Below are 18,803 nucleotides of genomic sequence, written 5' to 3' on the forward strand. Positions count from 1 at the left end.
ATAGCTTCTGCCCAGGCCCGATGCAAAGCAAGCGGCGCCTACAGCAGAGCCCAGCGCCCGACCATATGCAGCACACCTCCATGGCCATCCAGCCGCAACGTCCCCGAAGGGCCCGCCTCACTGGCACTGAGCACCACCTCCGAAGGCAACCTTACCGGCTTGCAAAAATCCACCTCGAAGGCATAGCCACTGTGCGGCAGGTGCCCGCGTAATGCGGCCAAGGCCATGGCCTTGGTCCACATGCCATGGGCAATGGACGTGGGAAAGCCGAACAACCGCGCACTGAGTGCACTGAGGTGAATAGGGTTGTAATCCCCGCAAACCTTGGCATAACGCCGGCCGATATCACTGTCGGCGTACCAGCGGGTGGCCTCGGGCAAAGAACCAGGTTCGGCGTCAGCGGGCTCATCCACTTCGCCTTCCAGCTTCAACCCACGCACCAGCATACGGCTGGTTTCACGCCACAGCAGACCGATGCCGTCTTCAGCCTCGGTGACCAGGTCGAAGGTGCCACCTTTGGCATGGGGCTGCAGGTTGTGCGCATACACCGCAAAGCGCAGCCCTTCGATAGCGCCAAGCGGGCGCAGTACCTCAATGCGGTTGTGCAGGTGCACCAGGCCGAGTAGCGGGAAGGGGAAGTCATTTGCGGTCATCAACTGCAATTGCAGGGTAAACGCCATGACATGGGGATAAGCCGCCGGCAGGCGGCCATCATCGGGAAAGTGGCACAGCCTTCGATAGGCGTTCAGATTGCCCGGCTGAACCCGGATGAAACAGCGCAGGCCATCCTCCGGCAACTGCTCGCCGCTGATTGTGCGCTTGCTGGCTGCACGCAGATAAAGGCGGGCGCGGGCCGTTGGGCTGTGCAGGTCGTGCCACTGTCGGCTCATGCTCAAGCCCCCATCAATGCCTGGCCGCAAACGCGCAGCACCTGGCCGTTGACAGCCCCTGAGCCCGGCTGGCTGAGCCAGGCAATGGCTTCGGCGACATCTTGCGGGCGCCCGCCCTGGCCCAGTGAACTCAAGCGTCGCCCGGCCTCGCGCAGGCCCATGGGCATGGCTGCAGTCATATGGGTTTCGATAAAGCCGGGGGCCACTGCGTTGATGCTGCCACCGCGCTCGGCGAGCCGTGACGCCCAGGCCTGGGCCAGGCCAATCAGCCCTGTCTTGCTGGCGGCATAGTTGGCCTGCCCACGGTTCCCGGCAATACCGCTGACCGATGCCAGCAGGGTGATGCGTGCGTTTTCCCCCAGCGCGCCGTTGTCATACAGCGCCTGGGTCAGCAACTGCGGGGCCTTGAGGTTGACGGCCAGCACTGCGTCCCAGTATTCCGGCGTCATGTTGGCCAGCGTCTTGTCGCGGGTGATACCTGCGTTGTGCACTACGATGTCGATGCCGTCGGGCAGGGCCGCAAGCAGTTGCGCTGCCGCGTCGCTGGCGCAGATATCCAGTGGCAGTGCCTTGCCGCCTAGGCGTGCCGCGAGGGCGTCGAGGTCTTGGCTGGCTTGGGGCACATCGAGCAGTAGCACCTCGGCGCCATCGCGGGCCAGGGTTTCAGCTATGGCAGCGCCGATACCGCGTGCGGCGCCGGTGATCAGAGCGCGGCGGCCCCCCAATGGGCGGGTCCAGTCCTCGACCTGACTGGCACAAGCCCCCATGCGCAATACCTGGCCCGAGATGAAGGCACTCTTGGGCGAGAGAAAGAAGCGCAGGGCGCCTTCCAGCTGGTTCTCGGCATCGGGGGCGACATACAACAATTGGGCGGTCGCGCCGTTGCGCAGCTCCTTGGCCAGCGAGCGGCTGAAGCCTTCGAGGGCGCGTTGAGCAACGCTGGCCAACGGGTTGTCGAGGCCTTCTGGTGCACGGCCAAGCACCAGTACATGGGCACACGGTGCCAGGCTGCGCAACAGCGGCTGGAAAAATTCGCGCAACTGCTTCAGTGCATCGCTGTCGGACAAATGACTGGCATCGAACACCACAGCCTTGATTTTCGGCCCCAGGCCGGCCACCCAGGCTTCAGCCTGCAGGTTGTCGGCATTGAAGCTGTAGACCTCGTCGGTCAGGCACGGGGCGATGGCTTCGACCTGGCTCGCCAGAGGTCCGCCACCCAATACCAGGGCGCCTTCCACCGGGCGCAGGCGGCCAGCTTGCCAGCGCTCCAGCGGCGCCGGGCGTGGCAGGCCAAGGGCATCCACGAGGCGACGGCCGAGATTGGAGTTGGCAAAACCGAGGTAGCGATCGCTCATGGGTGGTCTCCTGAAAGGCAAGCTTGAAAGTGTGGACCAACTTTGTGGCAGGGTCGTTCGAATACGGTAAAAACACCTAGGCTGTACGGATCAAATTGTTTCAGGAGGAGCTAGCGCATGCGTTCATCTCGCCGGGTCGCAATCCTGGGCGGCAACCGAATCCCCTTCGCCCGCGCCAATGGCGCCTACGCCACGGCCAGCAACCAGGCGATGCTCACCGTCGCGCTCGAAGGGTTGGTCGAGCGCTATCGCCTGCATGGGCAGCGCCTGGGTGAGGTGGTGGCTGGCGCAGTGCTGAAGCACTCACGCGACATGAACCTGACCCGCGAATGTGTGCTGGGGTCGCGCCTGTCCCCGCAGACACCAGCCTATGACATCCAGCAAGCCTGCGGCACCGGGCTGGAGGCGGCGCTGCTGGTGGCCAACAAGATTGCCCTGGGGCAGATCGACTGCGGTATTGCCGGCGGTGTGGATACCACCTCCGATGCACCGATTGCCGTCAACGAAGGCCTGCGCCATATCCTGCTGCAGGCCAACCGTGGCAAGAGCCTGGGCGAGCGGCTCAAGCCCTTCTTGAAACTGCGGCCTCATCACCTGAAGCCCGAGTTACCGCGCAATGGCGAACCGCGCACGGGGTTGTCGATGGGCGAGCATTGCGAGCGCATGGCCCAAGCCTGGCGCATTGGTCGCGCCGAGCAGGACGAGCTGGCGCTGCTCAGTCATCAGAAGCTGGCTGCGGCCTATGCCGAGGGTTGGCAGGACGACCTGCTAACGCCGTTTCTCTCGCTGACTCGGGACAACAACCTGCGCCCGGACCTTGGCCTTGAGCAGTTGGCCAGGCTTAAACCTGCCTTTGACCGCAGTGGGCAAGGCACCCTGACGGCGGGTAACTCCACGCCGTTGACCGATGGTGCTTCGCTGGTGCTGTTAGGCAGCGAGGCGTGGGCGCAGCAGCAAGGGTTGCCGGTGCTCGCCTATTTGGTCGATGGGGAAACCGCAGCGGTAGATTTCGTCACGGGCCGCGAAGGGTTATTGATGGCGCCGGTGTACGCGGTGCCACGCTTGCTGGCGCGCAATGGCCTGGCACTGCAGGACTTCGATTACTACGAAATCCACGAAGCCTTTGCTGCCCAGGTGCTGTGCACGCTGAAGGCCTGGGAGGATATCGATTTTTGCTGCGAGCGGTTGGGGCTGGAGGCGCCGCTTGGGGCGATCGACCGCAGCAAGCTCAACGTCAAGGGCAGTTCGCTGGCGGCCGGGCATCCATTTGCGGCGACCGGGGGGCGGATATTGGCCAACCTGGCCAAGCTGCTGGCGACGGCGGGGAAGGGGCGTGGGCTGATTTCGATCTGTGCGGCAGGTGGGCAGGGGGTGACGGTAATCGTCGAGCGATGACACAGGTTGAACATCGAGACGATGCCAGCTGTTAGGCTTGTCTGGTCAGAACTACAAGAAACCGCCATGCCGATTATCGGTCATCCCCGCGCTATTCCGGTGCTGGACCACCTGCCCAGGCCCCTCTACGCCCGTGCCGAAAGCCTTGGTGCCGGTTCCTGGACCACCCGCCACCAGCACGACTGGGTGCAGTTTTCCTACGCGATCAGCGGCGTACTCGGTGTGTACACGCGCGACGGCAGCTACTTTGCCCCGCCACAGTGGGGGGTGTGGATCCCTGCCGATGCCGAGCATGAAGTGGTCACTTCGATGCAAGCCGAGATGCGCAGCCTGTATGTGCGCCGCGATGCCTGCCCATGGGCGCCTGAGCAATGCCGGGTGCTTGAGGTGACACCACTGGCACGCGAACTGATCAAGCAGTTTTGCCTGTTGCCGGCGGATTACCCGGAGGGTGACAGTGCCGAGGCGCGCTTGGTGGCGGTGCTGCTCGACCAGTTGCGCACGTTGCCGGAAGTTGGTTTTTCACTGCCCTTGCCACGCCACCCTGGCTTGCTGGCGCTGTGCAATGGCTTGATCGCCGCGCCGGACCAGCCGCAGACCTTGCAGCAATGGGCGCGCGAGCTGGGGTGTTCGGAGAAGACGCTGATGCGGCTGTTCCAGCGGGAGACCGGGTTGAGCTTTCGCAATTGGCGGCAGCGCATGCGGTTGCTGTCTTCGCTGGCGCTACTGGAGGCGGGGGAGAATGTGACCGAGGCGGCGCTGGGGTGTGGGTATGACTCCACATCGGCCTATATTGCGGCGTTCAAGCAGTTGTTTGGGGCGACCCCGGGGGAGCTGAAACTTTAGTGCTCGGTTGCCTTTGCCGGCCTCTTCGCGGCATTAGCTGCGAAGAGGCCGGCACAGGCAATGCATCAGGTGCGGAACCTGCGCACCAGCGTGTCCAGTTCATTGGACAGCCCGGCCAGGCTCTCGGAGTCCTGACGCGCCGCCTGGGCCAGTTCGGCCACCAGTTGCGCATCGCCGTGAATCTGGCTGATGTGGCGGTTGATGTCCTCGGCCACCTGGTGCTGTTCTTCGGCCGCCGTGGCGATCTGCGTGTTCATGTCGCGGATCACGTCCACCGACTCACGGATCTGCCCGAAGCTGTCGCGGGCCAGGCCGATACGGCTCACCGACTGCTGCGAAACTTCCAGGCTGGCATGCATCTGTTCGGCCACTTCGGCAGTGCGGCTGGCCAGGTTGCCCAGCAAACCGTCGATTTCGGCGGTGGAGTCGGCAGTGCGCTTGGCCAGGGCCCGCACTTCGTCGGCCACCACGGCAAAGCCACGTCCCTGCTCACCGGCACGAGCTGCTTCGATGGCCGCGTTCAGGGCCAGCAGGTTGGTCTGTTCGGCAATGGAGCGGATGGTGCCGAGGATCGACTGGATGGCGTTGCTGTCACGCTCCAATTGCTGGATCGACTGCGCCGACTGCTCGATCTCGTGGCTCAGGCGGTCCACGCTGCTTACCGCGGCATCGATCTGTTGCTGGCCTTCGCGGGCTTGCTGCTGGCCGCTGTCGGCCGACTGCGCCGCCTGGCTGCAAGACCGCGCTACTTCGTTGGCGGTGGCGACCATCTCGTGGAAGGCAGTGGACACCATGTCCACGGCTTCGCGCTGACGGCCGGCGGCCTCGGCCATGTCGCTGGAGACGCGGGTCGAGCTGCTGGAGGTGCTGAGGATCTTGCTGGCGGCAGCGCCGATGTGCTGGATCAGGCTGCGAATGGCGCCGAGGAATTGGTTGAACCAGCTGGCCAATTGCGCGGTTTCGTCGCGGCCGCGGATTTCCAGGTTGCGGGTCAGGTCGCCTTCACCTTGGGCAATGTCTTCCAGGCCATTGGTGACACTGTTGATCGGGCGCACGATCAGTTTGGCGAAGGCCGCACCGACCACGGCGAACAGCACGGCCAGCACCACGGCGATGACGCCGATCAGCCAGGTCAGGCGGGTGGTGGTCTGCATCACCTCGCTTTGTTCGATCAGGCCGATGAAGGTCCAGCCCAGTTGCTCGTCGGGGTAGACGTTGGCCATGTAGCGCACGCCATTGAGCTCGACCTCGACCAGGCCTTTGCCGGCCTTGGCCAGCTCGGCGTAACCGTCGCCAAAACTCGCCAGTTGCTTGAAGTTGTGGCCTGCATCGCGCGGGTCGACCATCACGTTGCCGTTGCTTTCCACCAGCATCAGGTAGCCACTTTCGCCCAGCTTGATCTGCTTGACGATCTCGGTCAGGCCCTTGAGGGAAACATCGATGTTGACCACGCCGCCGGGGTTGCCCAGCTGGTTGGCCACGGCGCGCACGGTGCTGACCAGCACCGCGTCGTCGGCGGCCCAGTAGTAAGCGCCGGTGCGCACGGTCTTGCCTGGGTTGGCCATGGCCAGTTGGTACCAGGGGCGGGTGCGTGGGTCGTAGTTGACGAACTTCTGCCCGGCCGGCCAGCCCGTGTAGCCGCCGTCATTCACGCCGTAGGACAGGTAGGCATAAGCGGGGTGCGAGTTGGCCAGGCGGGTCATGAACTCGAGGAGCTTGCTGGCCTGTTCGCCCAGTTCGTAGGACGGGGTGGCGCTCATGTACTTGTTCAGCTCGCTGCCCGTGGCAGCGACCATTGGCTGGGAAGCCAGGTACTCGACGTTCTGGTTGATGCCCTGGAAGAAGATGTTCATCGCGTTGCTGACCTGGCGGATTTCCCGGCTGCTACCGTCGAGGAATCCATCGCGGGCTTCGCCACGCAGGTTGAGGACCACCAGAGTGGCCACTAGGACGATGGGCAAGCCGGCGATGACCGCGAATGCCCAGGTCAGTTTCTGTTTGATGCTCATCGACGCTCCCGGAATTTTTTATTGTCGACCCACGAGGCAGGTAGCCAGTGCATCGGCAGCATCCGGGTTTTATGAAGCCAGAACCCCTGTATTTATTGGACAAAGTCGTGTTTGGTGACTATTCGGTCGCGTTTGGACGCTTTTGGCATACCAAACGCTTTTGATCGCTCAGTGACAGCAGTTGCCGGTAGCGCCATTGGCCAGGTCCTTGAGGATCGGGCAGTCCGGGCGGTCATCCCCTTGGCAGTGCGACACCAGCTCGCCAAGGGTATCGCGCAGGCTCACCAGCTCCTCGATGCGCCGGTTCAGTTCATCGATGTGCTGTATCGCCAGTGCCTTCACGTCGGCACTGGCACGCTGGCGGTCTTGCCACAGGGTCAGCAGCTTGCCGACCTCCTCAAGGGAAAAGCCCAGGTCGCGGGAGCGCTTGATGAAGGCCAGGCTGTGCAGGTCTTGCGCCTGGTACAAGCGGTAGCCGCTATCGCTGCGTGTGGCTGGTTTGAGCAGGCCGATGGACTCGTAGTAACGGATCATCTTGGTGCTGAGCCCGCTGCGGCGGGCGGCCTGGCCGATGTTCATGGCGCCTCCTGGGTGCTGCTACTGGTGGGTTTCCACGCCTTGAGCCACAGCGCGTTACTGACCACGCTGACGCTGGACAGGGCCATGGCGGCACCGGCCAGTACCGGGTTGAGGTAACCCAGCGCGGCCAGCGGGATGCCGATCAAGTTGTAGATGAAAGCCCAGAACAGGTTCTGGCGGATCTTCGCGTAGGTCTTGCGGCTGATTTCCAGCGCGGCGGGCACCAGGCGCGGGTCGCCACGCATCAGGGTGATGCCGGCGGCCTGCATGGCCACGTCGGTGCCGCCACCCATGGCGATGCCGATGTCGGCAGCGGCCAGCGCGGGTGCATCGTTGATGCCATCGCCGACCATGGCAACCACACCGTCGCGCTTGAGTGCCGTCACCGTCGCGGCCTTATCGGCCGGCAGCACTTCGGCATGCACATCGTCGATGCCCAGGGCATCGGCCACCACCTTGGCGCTGCCACGGTTGTCACCGGTCAGCAGGTGGCTGCTGATGTGCTGTGCATGCAGGGTGTCGATGGCTTGCGCGGCGCCGGGCTTGAGGCTGTCACCAAAGGCGAACAGGCCCAGCACGCGCGGTTGCCTGCCGCGTTCGATCAGCCATGACAGGGTGCGCCCTTCGGCTTCCCAGGCCTGGGCCTTGGAGGCCAGCTCACCAGGCTGCAGAGCGCTCTCGTCTAGCAGGCGGCGGTTGCCCAGCGCCAGCTCACGGCCCTCGACACGCCCGGCAATGCCGCGCCCGGTCAGCGATTGGCTGTCGGCAACCTCGGGCACGTCCAGCCCCTGTTCGGCGCACGCCTGCAGTACCGCCTTGGCCAGCGGGTGTTCACTGCCGCGCTGCAGGGCGCCGGCCAGGCGGTGCAGCTCGGCACTGCTGCCGTCCTGTGCCTGACTGTGAACCACCCGCGGGCTGCCGGAGGTAAGGGTGCCGGTCTTGTCGAAGACCACGCGGTTGACCGCATGGGCCCGCTCCAGGGCTTCGGCATCCTTGATCAAGATGCCATGGCGGGCGGCGACCCCGGTGCCGGCCATGATCGCTGCGGGCGTGGCCAGGCCGAGGGCGCAGGGGCAGGCGATGACCAGCACGGCAACGGCGTTGATCAGCGCGGTTTCCAGTGGTGCACCGGCCAGCCACCAGCCGATCAGGGTGATCAGCGCCAGCACCAGTACAGCCGGGACGAATACCTGGCTGACCCGGTCGACCAGCTTCTGGATTGGCGCTTTGGCGGCCTGGGCGTCTTCCACCAGGCGGATGATGCGTGCCAGCACGGTCTCGGTGCCCAGTGCCTGGGTACGGACCAGCAACCGGCCTTCGCCGTTGATAGCGCCACCGGTGACGCTGTCGCCGGGTTGCTTGGGCACTGGCAGGCTCTCGCCGCTGATCAGGGCCTCATCGGCGTGGCTGCTGCCATCTTCGACCACGCCATCGACCGGGAAACGCTCGCCGGGCTTTACCAGGACCAGGTCGCCCAGGCGCAACTGGGCGATTGCCACGTCCTCCTCCTGGCCATCGACCACGCGCACGGCGCGTTCCGGGCGCAAGGCTTCGAGGGCGCGGATGGCGCTGGCGGTTTGGCGCTTGGCGCGGCTTTCCAGGTACTTGCCCAGCAATACCAGGGCAATCACCACGGCGGAGGCTTCGAAGTACAGGTGCGGGGCCATGCCGGCGGGGGCCTGCGCCCATTGGTACAGGCTAAGGCCATAGCCGGCACTGGTACCCAGGGCCACCAGCAGGTCCATGTTGCCGGCACCGGCGCGCACGGCCTTCCAGGCGGCTACGTAGAAGCGTGCCCCAAGAATGAATTGCACCGGCGTGGCCAGCAGGAATTGCGCCCAGGCAGGCAGCATCCAGTGCAGGCCGAACGGTTGTACCAGCATTGGCAATACCAGCGGCAGGGCCAACAGCAAGGCTGCGCCGACCGCCAGGCGCTCGTTGCGCAGGCGGTGCTGGGCAGCGCTTTGCTCGTCCCTGGCAGATTGCGGCAGGCTGGCGCTGTAGCCGGCCTTTTGTACGGCGTCGATCAGCAGGTTGTCATCGAGGGCTGTGAGCACTTCGAGGTGCGCGCGTTCGCTGGCCAGGTTCACGCTGACCTGCTCGACGCCGGGCAATTTGCCGAGGGCGCGCTCTACACGGCCGACACAGCTGGCGCAGGTCATGCCGCCGATCTGCAGTTCGAGGGTGCGGGTGGGCACGCCGTAACCGGCTTCGCGCACGGCGTCGACCAACGCCGGCAGGCTGTCGGCCGGGGCCAGAACCCGGGCTTTTTCAGTGGTGAGGTTTACGCTGACCTGTTCAGCGCCTGTGACCTTGCGCAGGGCGCGTTCGACCCGGCCAGCACAGCTGGCACAGGTCATGCCGGTGATCGGCAGGTCGTAAGTGGTGGATGCGGGCATGGCTCTCCTCCTTGGACTGGCCTCCAGCATCAACCTTGCCACGCGGGCAAGGTCAATAGCCCAGATCGGCTCGCTTCAACTCCAGCCCATATTGCCCCATGGCGATGCGGTATTTGTTGATCTGGCCCGCCTGCAGGTTCAAACGCGTGCTGCGCTGGTCTTCGATGCCTGCGGCGCAACCCGGCATTTGCCCAGGTAGCAGGCGCAGGCGCACATCCACAGGGCCCGGCGGCAGGTTGAACGAGGTGGACTGCTCCTGAAATACGCGTCCGGAAAGCTGGTCGTTGAGGTACACGCCGATTTCGCAGCTGGTAGCTACCTCCAGCCGCTCCCGGGAAATGATCAGTACGCTGTAGGCCGAGTTGCCCTCGGCGCTGGCCGGTGGCACCACAGCCAGCGCGCCCAGTAGCCCGACGACGCCCAATGCTGCCCTGAACATGAAAAATCTCCTGCTTGCTTGATCGTCAAAGGCGCAGCTTGGCCGACGCGGGCGCGGATTTCCACCCCGGCTGTTGCAGGCGGGGCTTGACCTTGCCCTGATGGCAAGCTTGAGACTCGTGGAAAACCTGAAGGAGGTAACCCATGCAAGTGTTCAATGTACAAGGCATGACCTGCGGCCATTGCGTGAAAGCCGTGACCCGCGCGGTGCAGGAGCAGGATGCGGCGGCCAAGGTCGAGATCGACCTGGCGGCGAAACAGGTACGGGTGCAGAGTGAGCTGGCGCAGGAGCAGATCCTCACTGCCATTCGGGATGAAGGTTATCAGGCCGAACTTGCCTGAAGACTTGGCAGTGCCCTCCACAGGGGCACTGTGTTGCAAATGTTTTCAGACTGATGGGGTCCACAGCAGGTAGAATCACGCACTTGCTTAGCCTGCTATGGATTCCTGATGAACCTGCGAATGGTGCTCATCCTGGGCGCACTCAGTGCGTTTGGGCCTTTGGCGATCGACTTCTACCTGCCCGCCTTCCCGGCCATGGCGCAAGCGTTCGCTACCGATGAAAAACACGTCCAGGCCACGTTGGCTGCCTACTTCCTCGGCCTGTCCATCGGCCAGTTGGCCTATGGGCCAGTTGCCGACCGCTTTGGCCGACGCCTACCGTTGATGTTCGGCGTGACCCTGTTCACCCTGGCGTCACTGGCTTGTGCCTATGCCCCCAACCTCGACACGTTGGTACTGGCGCGTTTCGTCCAGGCACTGGGCGGTTGTGCCGGCATGGTGCTGTCGCGGGCCATCGTCAGCGACAAGTGCGACCCGGTAGCCTCAGCGAAAGTGTTCTCGCAGCTGATGCTGGTCATGGGCCTGGCGCCGATCCTGGCACCGATGCTGGGTGGGGTGCTGGTGAACCTGGCCGGCTGGCAGTCGATTTTCCTCGCGCTGAGCCTGTTCAGTGCCGGCTGCCTGCTGGCGGTCAGCCTGGGCCTGCCTGAAAGCCTGCCTGAGCATATACCCCGCCAGCCGCTGTCTGGCGCCTTGCGCCAGTACCTGCGTTTGCTCGCTGACCGGGCTTTCCTCGGCCATGCGTTGACCGGCGGTATCGCTATTGCCGGCATGTTTGCCTATATCGCCGGTTCGCCCTTCGTATTCATCAAGCTGTATGGGGTGCCCGCCGAGCATTACGGCTGGTTGTTCGGTACCAATGCTGCGGGCTTTATTCTGGTGGCACAGGTGAACGCCCGCTTGCTGGCCAGGCGCGGGCCAGCCTTCCTGCTGGCCCGCGCGGTTTGGCTGTACCTGGTTGCGGGCCTGGTGCTGCTGGGCGTGGCGGCATTGCGACCCGCGCAGTTGTGGCCGCTGCTGATACCGCTGTTCATCTGTATCGCCAGCCTTGGTTGCATCATTCCCAATGCTTCCGCCTGCGCCATGAGCGGGCAGGGTGCGCGGGCCGGCAGTGCCTCGGCACTGATGGGCTGCGTGCAGTTCAGCGTTGCCGCAGGTGCGGCGGCGCTGGTCGGGCTGCTGCATGATGGCAGTGCAGTGCCGATGGCAATGGTGATCAGCCTGTGCGGGGCGCTTGTGGTCAGTGTCGCGCTGTTGACCCGACGTTTGCAGGCCAAGGCTCCCGCATGAGCGGGTGAGGTGCCTGCAGACGGGTTTCCAGCGTAGCGACGAAGGCGCGCGCCTCGGCCTCGCTACGGAAACTGACCACATGCTGATCGAGCTGGACTTGCCAGGGGCAGGCGGGGTTTCGGCTCGACGCACTTACGACAATTTTCATCGCGGCATACCTCCAGGAAGGGGAGCCGCTCAAGTGTAGCGCTGGCCCACCAGCCTGCCATGGCACTGCTTCAGCGTCCTGACTGACGGTAAGTGCGTACATTTTCCAGACAGTGTTTCCTGCTTTGGGCGCAAAGCCTGCAATTCCCCAGAACTTTCGCTTTGTTGCGCGCTAATTGTTGAAGGTTGCTGTGGGCCGTATCTGAAATTGCTGCAAGCCTATTTTTATCAGAATGTTTCAGTGCTTCTGTATGGGTGTACCTGGGCCTTGTTTGGCTGGGTTCGAGCCGTTTTCCAAAGCTGCCTCGCTGAGTGCCAAGGGTAGGCATACCCAATGGTTTTCGCCTTGGGTAGGTCGGCGCGTGGTCGTCTGAACGGTATTTTCTGCGGCTTATACTGGCGAACCAGGCCAGTGCCAGCGAGACGCGCTTCCCTGCCAGGGTTGGCAATCGCATCCACACAGTGAACTTGCAGGGAGTTACAGGGACATGAACGCAGCCAGCAGTATCAGCCAAATCGCCAGCCTGATGGCCGACCCCAAGCGCAGTGCCATGTTGTGGGCATTGATCGATGGCACGCCACGGTTGGCCAATGAACTCGCGATAATGACCGGCCTGACTTCGTCGTCGGCCTGCGCGCACCTCTCGTTGCTGTCGTCGGCCGGTTTGCTCAAGCATGAAGCCAGGGGCCGTAAACGCTACTTCTGCCTGGCAACCCCTCAGGTCGGGGCGGCGGTTGAGGCCTTGGCCAGCGTACAGCTGGAAAGCGTACGGGGAGAGCGTGCCAAGGCGCCGGTATCATCGCTGCCCATGTCGATGCGCCGGGCACGCCGATGTGGCGACCACCTGGGCGGGGCGTTGGCCAGTGAGTTGTATGATCGCCTGGTGGTGGCCGGCTGGCTGGACGGCTGCGGTCGACAGTTGATGGTCAGTGACGAGGGGCGGGCGCAGTTGGCGTTGGTCGGGGTCTACATCGATGCTCTGGCGCCACACCAGCAACGAGGTTGCGTGATCTGCCGCTGCACCGAGTGGGATGACCAGGGCCCGCACCTTGGGGGCGTGCTGGGCCAGGCCTTGTTCAGGTTGTTTTTGCAATCTGGCTGGATACGTGAGGCCGAGGACACGCGGGCTTTGCATATTTCGGCGCTGGGCGTCCAGCAGATCAATCGCATTGCCCGCGTGGCGACGTTGCAGGTCGGTTGAGCGCAACGTCGTCATGCGACTCAGATCAAACGTGCGTCAAGGCTGTTCTGCGCCAGGCGACGGGCTTGGTCTTCGGTCATGCCCAGGTGGGTGTGCAGGGCGTGGAAGTTTTCCGTGACATAGCCGCCGAAGTAGGCCGGGTCGTCCGAGTTGACGGTGACTTTCACGCCACGCTCGAGCATGTCCAGGATGTTGTGCTGGCTCATGTGATCGAACACGCACAGCTTTGTGTTGGACAGCGGGCACACGGTGAGCGGGATCTGTTCTTCGATGATGCGCTGCATCAGGCGCTCGTCCTCGATGGCGCGCACGCCATGGTCGATACGCTTGATCTTCAGCAGGTCGAGGGCTTCCCAAATGTACTCGGGCGGGCCTTCTTCTCCCGCATGGGCAACGGCGACGAAGCCTTCGCTGCGGGCGCGGTCGAACACACGCTGGAACTTGCGTGGCGGGTGGCCCATCTCCGAGCTGTCCAGGCCTACGGCAATGAACGCATCGCGGAACGGCAAGGCCTGGTCGAGGGTCTTGTGCGCCTCATCCTCGCTGAGGTGGCGCAGGAAGCTGAGGATCAGGCCACTGCTGATGCCCAACTGCTCGCGGCCGTCCTTGAGCGCCTGGCTGATACCGTTGAGCACCACTTCGAAGGCGATACCGCGGTCAGTGTGGGTCTGCGGGTCGAAGAACGGTTCGGTGTGAACCACGTTCTGAGCCTTGCAGCGTTGCAGGTAGGCCCAGGTCAGGTCGTAGAAGTCCTGCTCGGTACGCAGCACATCGGCGCCCTGGTAATACAGGTCGAGGAACTCTTGCAGGTTGTTGAAGGCGTAGGCGCCGCGCAAGGTTTCCACATCGTTCCAGGGCAGGGCGATCTTGTTGCGCTCGGCCAGGGCGAACAGCAGCTCGGGCTCCAGCGAGCCCTCCAGGTGCAGGTGCAGCTCGGCCTTGGGCAGGGCGTTCAACCAGTCATACATAAAAAGGGGTCTCAATCAGGTACGGTTGCCGCCATTCTACAGGCACCGGCCAGGCAATGCGCCCGGCCGGCCCGCGACCGGGTGAATCACCAGACCAAGGGTTCGCCTTTGTAGTTGATGAAGTGCAGGCCGCCGTTGCCACTTTGCGCCTTGATCTGTTCGAGCATGCCACGGGTGCTGGTGAGCACATCGATTTCGGCGTTTTCGCCGCCCATGTCGGTTTTCACCCAGCCCGGGTGCATGGCCAGTACGCACAGGTCGGGGCGCTGCTGCTCGACAACAAAGCTGTTGATCATCGAGTTCAGTGCTGCCTTGCTGGCTTTGTACAGGCAGATTTCACCGCCGTCGGGTATGGTCACGCTGCCCAGAATAGAGCTCATGAACGCCAGAACACCGCTGCCCTCGCGTACCTGGCCTACCAGCCGGCGTGCCACGCGGATCGGCGCCACGGCGTTGGTCATGAACAGGTCGCCGATGTCTTTGGTCTGTACCGTCTCCAAGTCTTGCGGCAACGGGCCCATGACACCTGCGTTGATGAACACCAGGTCGAATGCCTGGCCTTGAAGGCGTAGCTTCAGGCCGTCGAGCTGGGCAGTGTCGTTCATCTCCAGCTGCTCGATGTGCACGCCGGGCACGTCCGCCAGGGCACCTGGCTGCTGCGGGTTGCGGACGGTGGCGGTTATGTTCCAGCCGTCTTCGTGCAGGCGTTGTACCAGGCCCAGGCCAAGCCCCCGCGAGGCGCCGATGATAAGTGCGTTTTTTGCGTTAGCCATGTGAGCGCGCTCCGTTGGTCGGTGGCAAAGAAAGGTATTGAGGATAATGCACAGCGGCAGTCGCTGCCTGCCTATGGCTGTATAAAAAACGATCAACTATGCCTGGGCCTTGCCTGGCCGGGCGCCTGGCCTGTTAGCGCACGGGTTATCCACAGGCTGGTCCACAGTTATTGTGTGCAAGCTGAGGCTTTCGCGCGCTGGCCCGCCAGGCCTTGCATTGAGGATAACTCGAGCGCTTTCAGCAATTTGCGGCTGTCATCAAATAGTGATCAATTTATGATCAAAACGCTGCAGGCCTTGAAAATAGCTGGCTGCAAATGAGTGCCCCAAGGTTATCCACAGGCAGGCCCACAGGTGTTGTGGGCAATGTTCAGCGCGCTTCGAGCAAAATGCGCCCGCGGCTCAGATCGGCCAGTTGCTGCTGCAATGGCGCCAGGTGGGCGTCACCCAGGGCAATCAACAGATCCACGCCATTGGCGGTGAACTGTTCATCCAGGACCAGGCCGTCAACCTCTGCCAGGCGCAGCTTCACCAGCGCAAGTTCGCTGAAACTGCAGCTGCAGGTGAATTCGCTGCGCTGTACCAGCAGGCGTTTGGGTGCTTGTTGCAGGCACTTGTTGGCGCCGCCGCCATAGGCCCTTGCCAGTCCGCCTGTACCCAGCTGGATACCGCCGTACCAGCGGATCACCAGAACCACCACCTGGTCGCAATCCTGCGCTTCGATGGCCGCCAGGATCGGCCGCCCTGCGGTCCCGCCGGGCTCGCCGTCATCGCTGCTGCGGTACTGCGCGCCGAGTTTCCAGGCCCAGCAGTTGTGGGTGGCGGCAAGGTCGCTGTGGCGTTCGATGAAACTCATCGCTTCGGCGGCACTGCTGATTGGCCCGGCGAGGGTGATGAAGCGGCTTTTGCGGATTTCCTCGCGGTACTCGCAGAGGTCGAGCAGGGTAGAAGGCATAAAAAGTAGTCAGGCAGCCGGCTTGATGCCGCAGCCCTTCAGAATGATGTGGATAAGGTTGTTGCTCGCGTCTTCCATGTCCTGCTTGGTCAGGCGGCTGCGGCCGGTCACCTGGCAGATCTGGGTGGCGAAGTCGGCGTAATGCTGGGTGCTGCCCCAGAGCAGGAAGATCAGGTGCACCGGGTCGACAGGGTCCATCTTGCCGGCTTCGATCCAGGCCTGGAACACTGCAGCCCGGCCGCGGAACCATTCGCGGTAGTCGGCACTGAAGTATTCGGTCAGGCAGGTGCCACCGCTGATCACTTCCATGGCGAAAATCCGCGAGGCTTGCGGGTTGCGCCGAGAGAACTCCATCTTGGTGCGGATGTACTGGCTCAGGGCTTCGCCGGGGTCATCCTCGACGCTCAAGGCGTTGAACGTGCTGTCCCACAACTCGATGATGTTGCTGAGCACGGCAATGTACAGGCCCAGCTTGTTGGTGAAGTAGTAGTGCAGGTTGGCCTTGGGCAACCCTGCCTTGAGCGCGATGGTGTTCATGCTGGTGCCCTTGAAACCATGGCGGGCGAATTCGTCTTCGGCGGCCTGGATAATGGCCTGTTCGTTCTTCTGGCGGATGCGGCCTGCGGGCTTGCCCGAGGCGGAGAGGCGATGCGCAGGGACTTCTAGGGTCATGGACGATTCCGTACGGGGCAATGGCTGCGGCTGTCGGACAAGATTACCTGCCTGTGCCGAAGTGACAAGCGTTTGCGGCACAGACTGGCATCAACGTGTCGCAGCCAGGCTTTCGAGGAAGCTTTCCAGCACCAGGTTGGGGCGCCGGCCTTTGCGGGTAACCCAGCTCAGGCTCAGGTCGTAGAAGCGCTGCCGGGGCTTGAGCGCACGCAAACGGCCCTGTTGTACCCAGAACGTGGCGTAGTGGTCGGGCAGGTAGCCGATGTAGCGCCCGGTCAGGATCAGAAACGCCATGCCCTCGCGGTCCGAAGCGCTGGCCGTGCAATTCAGCGCCTGGTAATGCGCCTGAATTTCGGCAGGCAGGCGGAAGGTGGGGGTGATGGCTTCCTGGCTATTGAGGCGCTCGTCGTCGATTTGCTGGTCATCGGCATAGAACAACGGATGGCCAACCGCGCAGTACAGCAGCGAGCGTTCGCTGTACAACGGCTGGTACTCCAAGCCCGACAACGGGCTGGTCTGCGGCACTACGCCCACGTGCAGGCTGCCGTCGAGCACGCCGTGCTCGACCTGGCTGGGGGCGATCATGCGGATCTGGATGCGTACATCCGGGCCACGATCCTTGAGCTCGGCCAGGGCATGGGTGATGCGCATATGTGGCAGCGTCACCAGGTTGTCGGTCAGGCCAATGTTCAGTTCGCCACGCAAATGCTGGTGCAGGCCGTTGACCTCGGTGCGGAAGCTCTCCAGAGCACTGAGCAGCTGCAGTGCCGAGTGGTAGACCTCGCGGCCTTCCTCGGTCAGCGAGAAACCGGCGCGACCACGCTGGCACAGACGCAGGCCGAGGCGTTGTTCGAGGTCGTTCATCTGCTGGCTGATGGCCGAGCGGCCAATGCCCAGTACGTTTTCGGCGGCTGAGAAGCCACCGCACTCGACGACGCTGCGGTAGATCTTCAGCAAGCGGATGTCGAAATCGCTGACTTGAGCGAGTGGATCGGGGCGTCGGCTCATTAGTTTAGTCACGACCTGTCTGAAGATTAGAAATGTAGGCTTTTTCCGACTTTATCGCCGTGCCAATTTAGCTGCAACAACATCCATCGTTGCCTAATCGTCTTTCGAGGAACCGCCGATGAACATGCCCGAAACCGCCCCTGCCGGTATCGCCAGCCAGCTCAAGCTGGATGCCCACTGGATGCCCTACACCGCCAACCGCAATTTCCAGCGCGACCCACGCCTGATCGTGGCGGCCGAAGGCAACTACCTGGTCGATGACCAGGGGCGCAAGATCTTTGACGCCCTGTCTGGCCTGTGGACCTGCGGCGCCGGGCACACCCGCAAGGAAATCACCGAAGCGGTGACTCGCCAGCTGGGTACGCTGGACTATTCCCCCGCGTTTCAGTTTGGCCACCCGCTGTCGTTCCAGCTGGCGGAAAAGATCGCCGAGCTGGTGCCGGGCAATCTGAATCATGTCTTCTATACCAACTCCGGTTCCGAATGCGCTGACACCGCGCTGAAGATGGTACGTGCCTACTGGCGCCTGAAAGGCCAGGCGACCAAGACCAAGATCATCGGCCGTGCTCGTGGCTACCACGGGGTGAACATCGCCGGTACCAGCCTGGGGGGTGTCAACGGCAACCGCAAGATGTTTGGCCAACTGCTGGACGTCGATCACCTGCCTCACACCGTGTTGCCGGTGAACGCCTTCTCCAAAGGCATGCCAGAAGAGGGCGGTATTGCCCTGGCTGACGAAATGCTCAAGCTGATCGAACTGCACGATGCCTCCAACATTGCTGCGGTCATTGTCGAGCCGCTGGCAGGTTCGGCCGGTGTGCTGCCACCGCCGAAGGGTTACCTGAAACGCCTGCGTGAAATCTGCACCCAGCACAACATCCTGCTGATCTTCGACGAAGTGATCACCGGCTTCGGCCGCATGGGCGCGATGACCGGCTCGGAAGCCTTCGGCGTTACCCCGGACCTGATGTGCATCGCCAAACAGGTGACCAACGGCGCCATCCCGATGGGCGCGGTAATCGCCAGCAGCGAGATCTACCAGACCTTCATGGACCAGCCGACGCCGGAATATGCCGTGGAATTCCCGCACGGCTACACCTACTCGGCGCACCCGGTAGCCTGTGCCGCCGGTATCGCCGCGCTGGACCTGCTGCAGAAAGAAAACCTGGTGCAGTCCGCTGCCGAGCTGGCGCCGCACTTCGAGAAGTTGCTGCACGGCGTAAAGGGCACCAAGAACGTCATCGATATCCGTAACTACGGCTTGGCCGGCGCCATCCAGATCGCCGCCCGTGACGGTGATGCCATCGTTCGCCCATACGAAGTGGCGATGAAGTTGTGGAAGGCAGGCTTCTATGTACGCTTCGGGGGCGACACTCTGCAGTTCGGCCCAACGTTCAACACCACGCCGCAAGAACTGGATCGCCTGTTCGACGCCGTCGGCGAAAACCTGAACCTGATCGACTGATCTTTCCGATTTCGATGTCAGGCGCGTGCAGGTATCGCGCGCCTGTCTCTACCTTCTTTATCTGGAGTTT

General features: G+C 63.1%; 18 protein-coding genes and 2 pseudogenes. 7 read left to right on the top strand and 13 right to left on the bottom strand.

Annotated features, from left to right (window positions below):
* Positions 1-38 precede the first annotated feature (38 nt).
* Positions 39-890, bottom strand: coding sequence for a MaoC family dehydratase (locus ACNQP3_RS03010; RefSeq protein WP_264316776.1), 852 nt, complete (start codon positions 888-890; stop codon positions 39-41).
* Positions 891-892: 2 nt separating this feature from the next.
* Positions 893-2,245, bottom strand: a complete 1,353-nt coding sequence (locus ACNQP3_RS03015; RefSeq protein WP_264316777.1) for a 3-oxoacyl-ACP reductase — start codon at positions 2,243-2,245, stop codon at positions 893-895.
* Between the two features lie 117 nt (positions 2,246-2,362).
* Here ACNQP3_RS03015 and ACNQP3_RS03020 point away from each other — a divergent pair, with 117 nt between their 5' ends.
* The 3 genes and pseudogenes from ACNQP3_RS03020 to ACNQP3_RS03030 all read left to right on the top strand — a co-directional run.
* Positions 2,363-3,640, top strand: coding sequence for an acetyl-CoA C-acetyltransferase (locus tag ACNQP3_RS03020; protein WP_264316778.1), 1,278 nt, complete (start codon positions 2,363-2,365; stop codon positions 3,638-3,640).
* 66 nt (positions 3,641-3,706) lie between these two features.
* Positions 3,707-4,486 carry an AraC family transcriptional regulator gene (locus tag ACNQP3_RS03025; protein WP_012270349.1) on the top strand — a complete coding sequence of 260 codons (780 nt, stop codon included), beginning with the start codon at positions 3,707-3,709 and terminating at the stop codon, positions 4,484-4,486.
* A gap of 37 nt (positions 4,487-4,523) precedes the next feature.
* Positions 4,524-4,571 (top strand): annotated as a pseudogene (locus ACNQP3_RS03030) (hypothetical protein); the annotation flags it as partial.
* Here ACNQP3_RS03030 and ACNQP3_RS03035 read toward each other — a convergent pair.
* From ACNQP3_RS03035 to ACNQP3_RS03055, 5 genes and pseudogenes are all read right to left on the bottom strand, one after another.
* Positions 4,552-5,319, bottom strand: a complete 768-nt coding sequence (locus ACNQP3_RS03035; RefSeq protein WP_370739411.1) for a methyl-accepting chemotaxis protein — start codon at positions 5,317-5,319, stop codon at positions 4,552-4,554. The pseudogene ACNQP3_RS03030 and the gene ACNQP3_RS03035 sit on opposite strands and share 20 nt — an antisense overlap.
* Before the next feature lie 90 nt (positions 5,320-5,409).
* Positions 5,410-6,495 (bottom strand): annotated as a pseudogene (locus ACNQP3_RS03040) (cache domain-containing protein); the annotation flags it as partial.
* Between the two features lie 168 nt (positions 6,496-6,663).
* The gene (cueR, locus tag ACNQP3_RS03045) at positions 6,664-7,074 is read right to left on the bottom strand and encodes a Cu(I)-responsive transcriptional regulator (RefSeq protein WP_012270351.1); all 411 of its coding nucleotides are present in this window, start codon (positions 7,072-7,074) and stop codon (positions 6,664-6,666) included.
* A complete protein-coding gene (locus tag ACNQP3_RS03050; protein ID WP_060494585.1) occupies positions 7,071-9,473 on the bottom strand; it encodes a heavy metal translocating P-type ATPase in 2,403 nt (800 codons plus the stop codon). The genes cueR and ACNQP3_RS03050 overlap by 4 nt, the downstream gene beginning before the upstream one ends.
* A 52-nt stretch (positions 9,474-9,525) precedes the next feature.
* A complete protein-coding gene (locus ACNQP3_RS03055) occupies positions 9,526-9,912 on the bottom strand; it encodes a hypothetical protein (protein ID WP_012270353.1) in 387 nt (128 codons plus the stop codon).
* Between the two features lie 143 nt (positions 9,913-10,055).
* Between ACNQP3_RS03055 and ACNQP3_RS03060 the strand changes: the two genes are divergently transcribed.
* Positions 10,056-10,253 (top strand): heavy-metal-associated domain-containing protein, encoded by a 198-nt coding sequence (locus ACNQP3_RS03060; RefSeq protein ID WP_012270354.1) that lies wholly within the window; start codon positions 10,056-10,058, stop codon positions 10,251-10,253.
* A gap of 108 nt (positions 10,254-10,361) precedes the next feature.
* Positions 10,362-11,543, top strand: coding sequence for a multidrug effflux MFS transporter (locus tag ACNQP3_RS03065; protein WP_012270355.1), 1,182 nt, complete (start codon positions 10,362-10,364; stop codon positions 11,541-11,543).
* On the opposite strand, the gene ACNQP3_RS03070 is transcribed toward ACNQP3_RS03065, so the two are convergent.
* Positions 11,494-11,691, bottom strand: coding sequence for a hypothetical protein (locus tag ACNQP3_RS03070; RefSeq protein ID WP_071984764.1), 198 nt, complete (start codon positions 11,689-11,691; stop codon positions 11,494-11,496). The genes ACNQP3_RS03065 and ACNQP3_RS03070 overlap by 50 nt on opposite strands.
* A gap of 487 nt (positions 11,692-12,178) precedes the next feature.
* On the opposite strand from ACNQP3_RS03070, the gene ACNQP3_RS03075 reads away from it, so the two are divergent.
* Complete coding sequence (locus ACNQP3_RS03075; RefSeq protein ID WP_060494584.1) at positions 12,179-12,892, top strand: ArsR/SmtB family transcription factor; 714 nt, start codon at positions 12,179-12,181, stop codon at positions 12,890-12,892.
* A gap of 20 nt (positions 12,893-12,912) precedes the next feature.
* Here ACNQP3_RS03075 and ACNQP3_RS03080 read toward each other — a convergent pair whose 3' ends face one another.
* The 5 genes from ACNQP3_RS03080 to ACNQP3_RS03100 all read right to left on the bottom strand — a co-directional run bounded on the left by ACNQP3_RS03080 (position 12,913) and on the right by ACNQP3_RS03100 (position 17,268).
* The gene (locus ACNQP3_RS03080) at positions 12,913-13,860 is read right to left on the bottom strand and encodes an adenosine deaminase (protein ID WP_012270357.1); all 948 of its coding nucleotides are present in this window, start codon (positions 13,858-13,860) and stop codon (positions 12,913-12,915) included.
* An 86-nt stretch (positions 13,861-13,946) separates the two neighbouring features.
* Positions 13,947-14,633, bottom strand: coding sequence for an SDR family oxidoreductase (locus ACNQP3_RS03085; protein ID WP_264316779.1), 687 nt, complete (start codon positions 14,631-14,633; stop codon positions 13,947-13,949).
* A gap of 370 nt (positions 14,634-15,003) precedes the next feature.
* A complete protein-coding gene (locus ACNQP3_RS03090; protein ID WP_012270359.1) occupies positions 15,004-15,588 on the bottom strand; it encodes an IMPACT family protein in 585 nt (194 codons plus the stop codon).
* A gap of 9 nt (positions 15,589-15,597) precedes the next feature.
* Positions 15,598-16,260, bottom strand: a complete 663-nt coding sequence (locus ACNQP3_RS03095; RefSeq protein ID WP_012270360.1) for a TetR/AcrR family transcriptional regulator — start codon at positions 16,258-16,260, stop codon at positions 15,598-15,600.
* A gap of 90 nt (positions 16,261-16,350) precedes the next feature.
* Entirely contained in the window at positions 16,351-17,268 is a 918-nt protein-coding gene (locus ACNQP3_RS03100) for a LysR family transcriptional regulator (RefSeq protein WP_012270361.1), read from the bottom strand.
* A 118-nt stretch (positions 17,269-17,386) separates the two neighbouring features.
* On the opposite strand from ACNQP3_RS03100, the gene ACNQP3_RS03105 reads away from it, so the two are divergent.
* Entirely contained in the window at positions 17,387-18,733 is a 1,347-nt protein-coding gene (locus ACNQP3_RS03105; RefSeq protein WP_012270362.1) for an aspartate aminotransferase family protein, read from the top strand.
* Positions 18,734-18,803: the final 70 nt, after the last annotated feature.

The sequence above is a fragment of the Pseudomonas sp. LFS074 genome (assembly GCF_047978165.1).
GTDB lineage: Bacteria > Pseudomonadota > Gammaproteobacteria > Pseudomonadales > Pseudomonadaceae > Aquipseudomonas > Aquipseudomonas putida_P.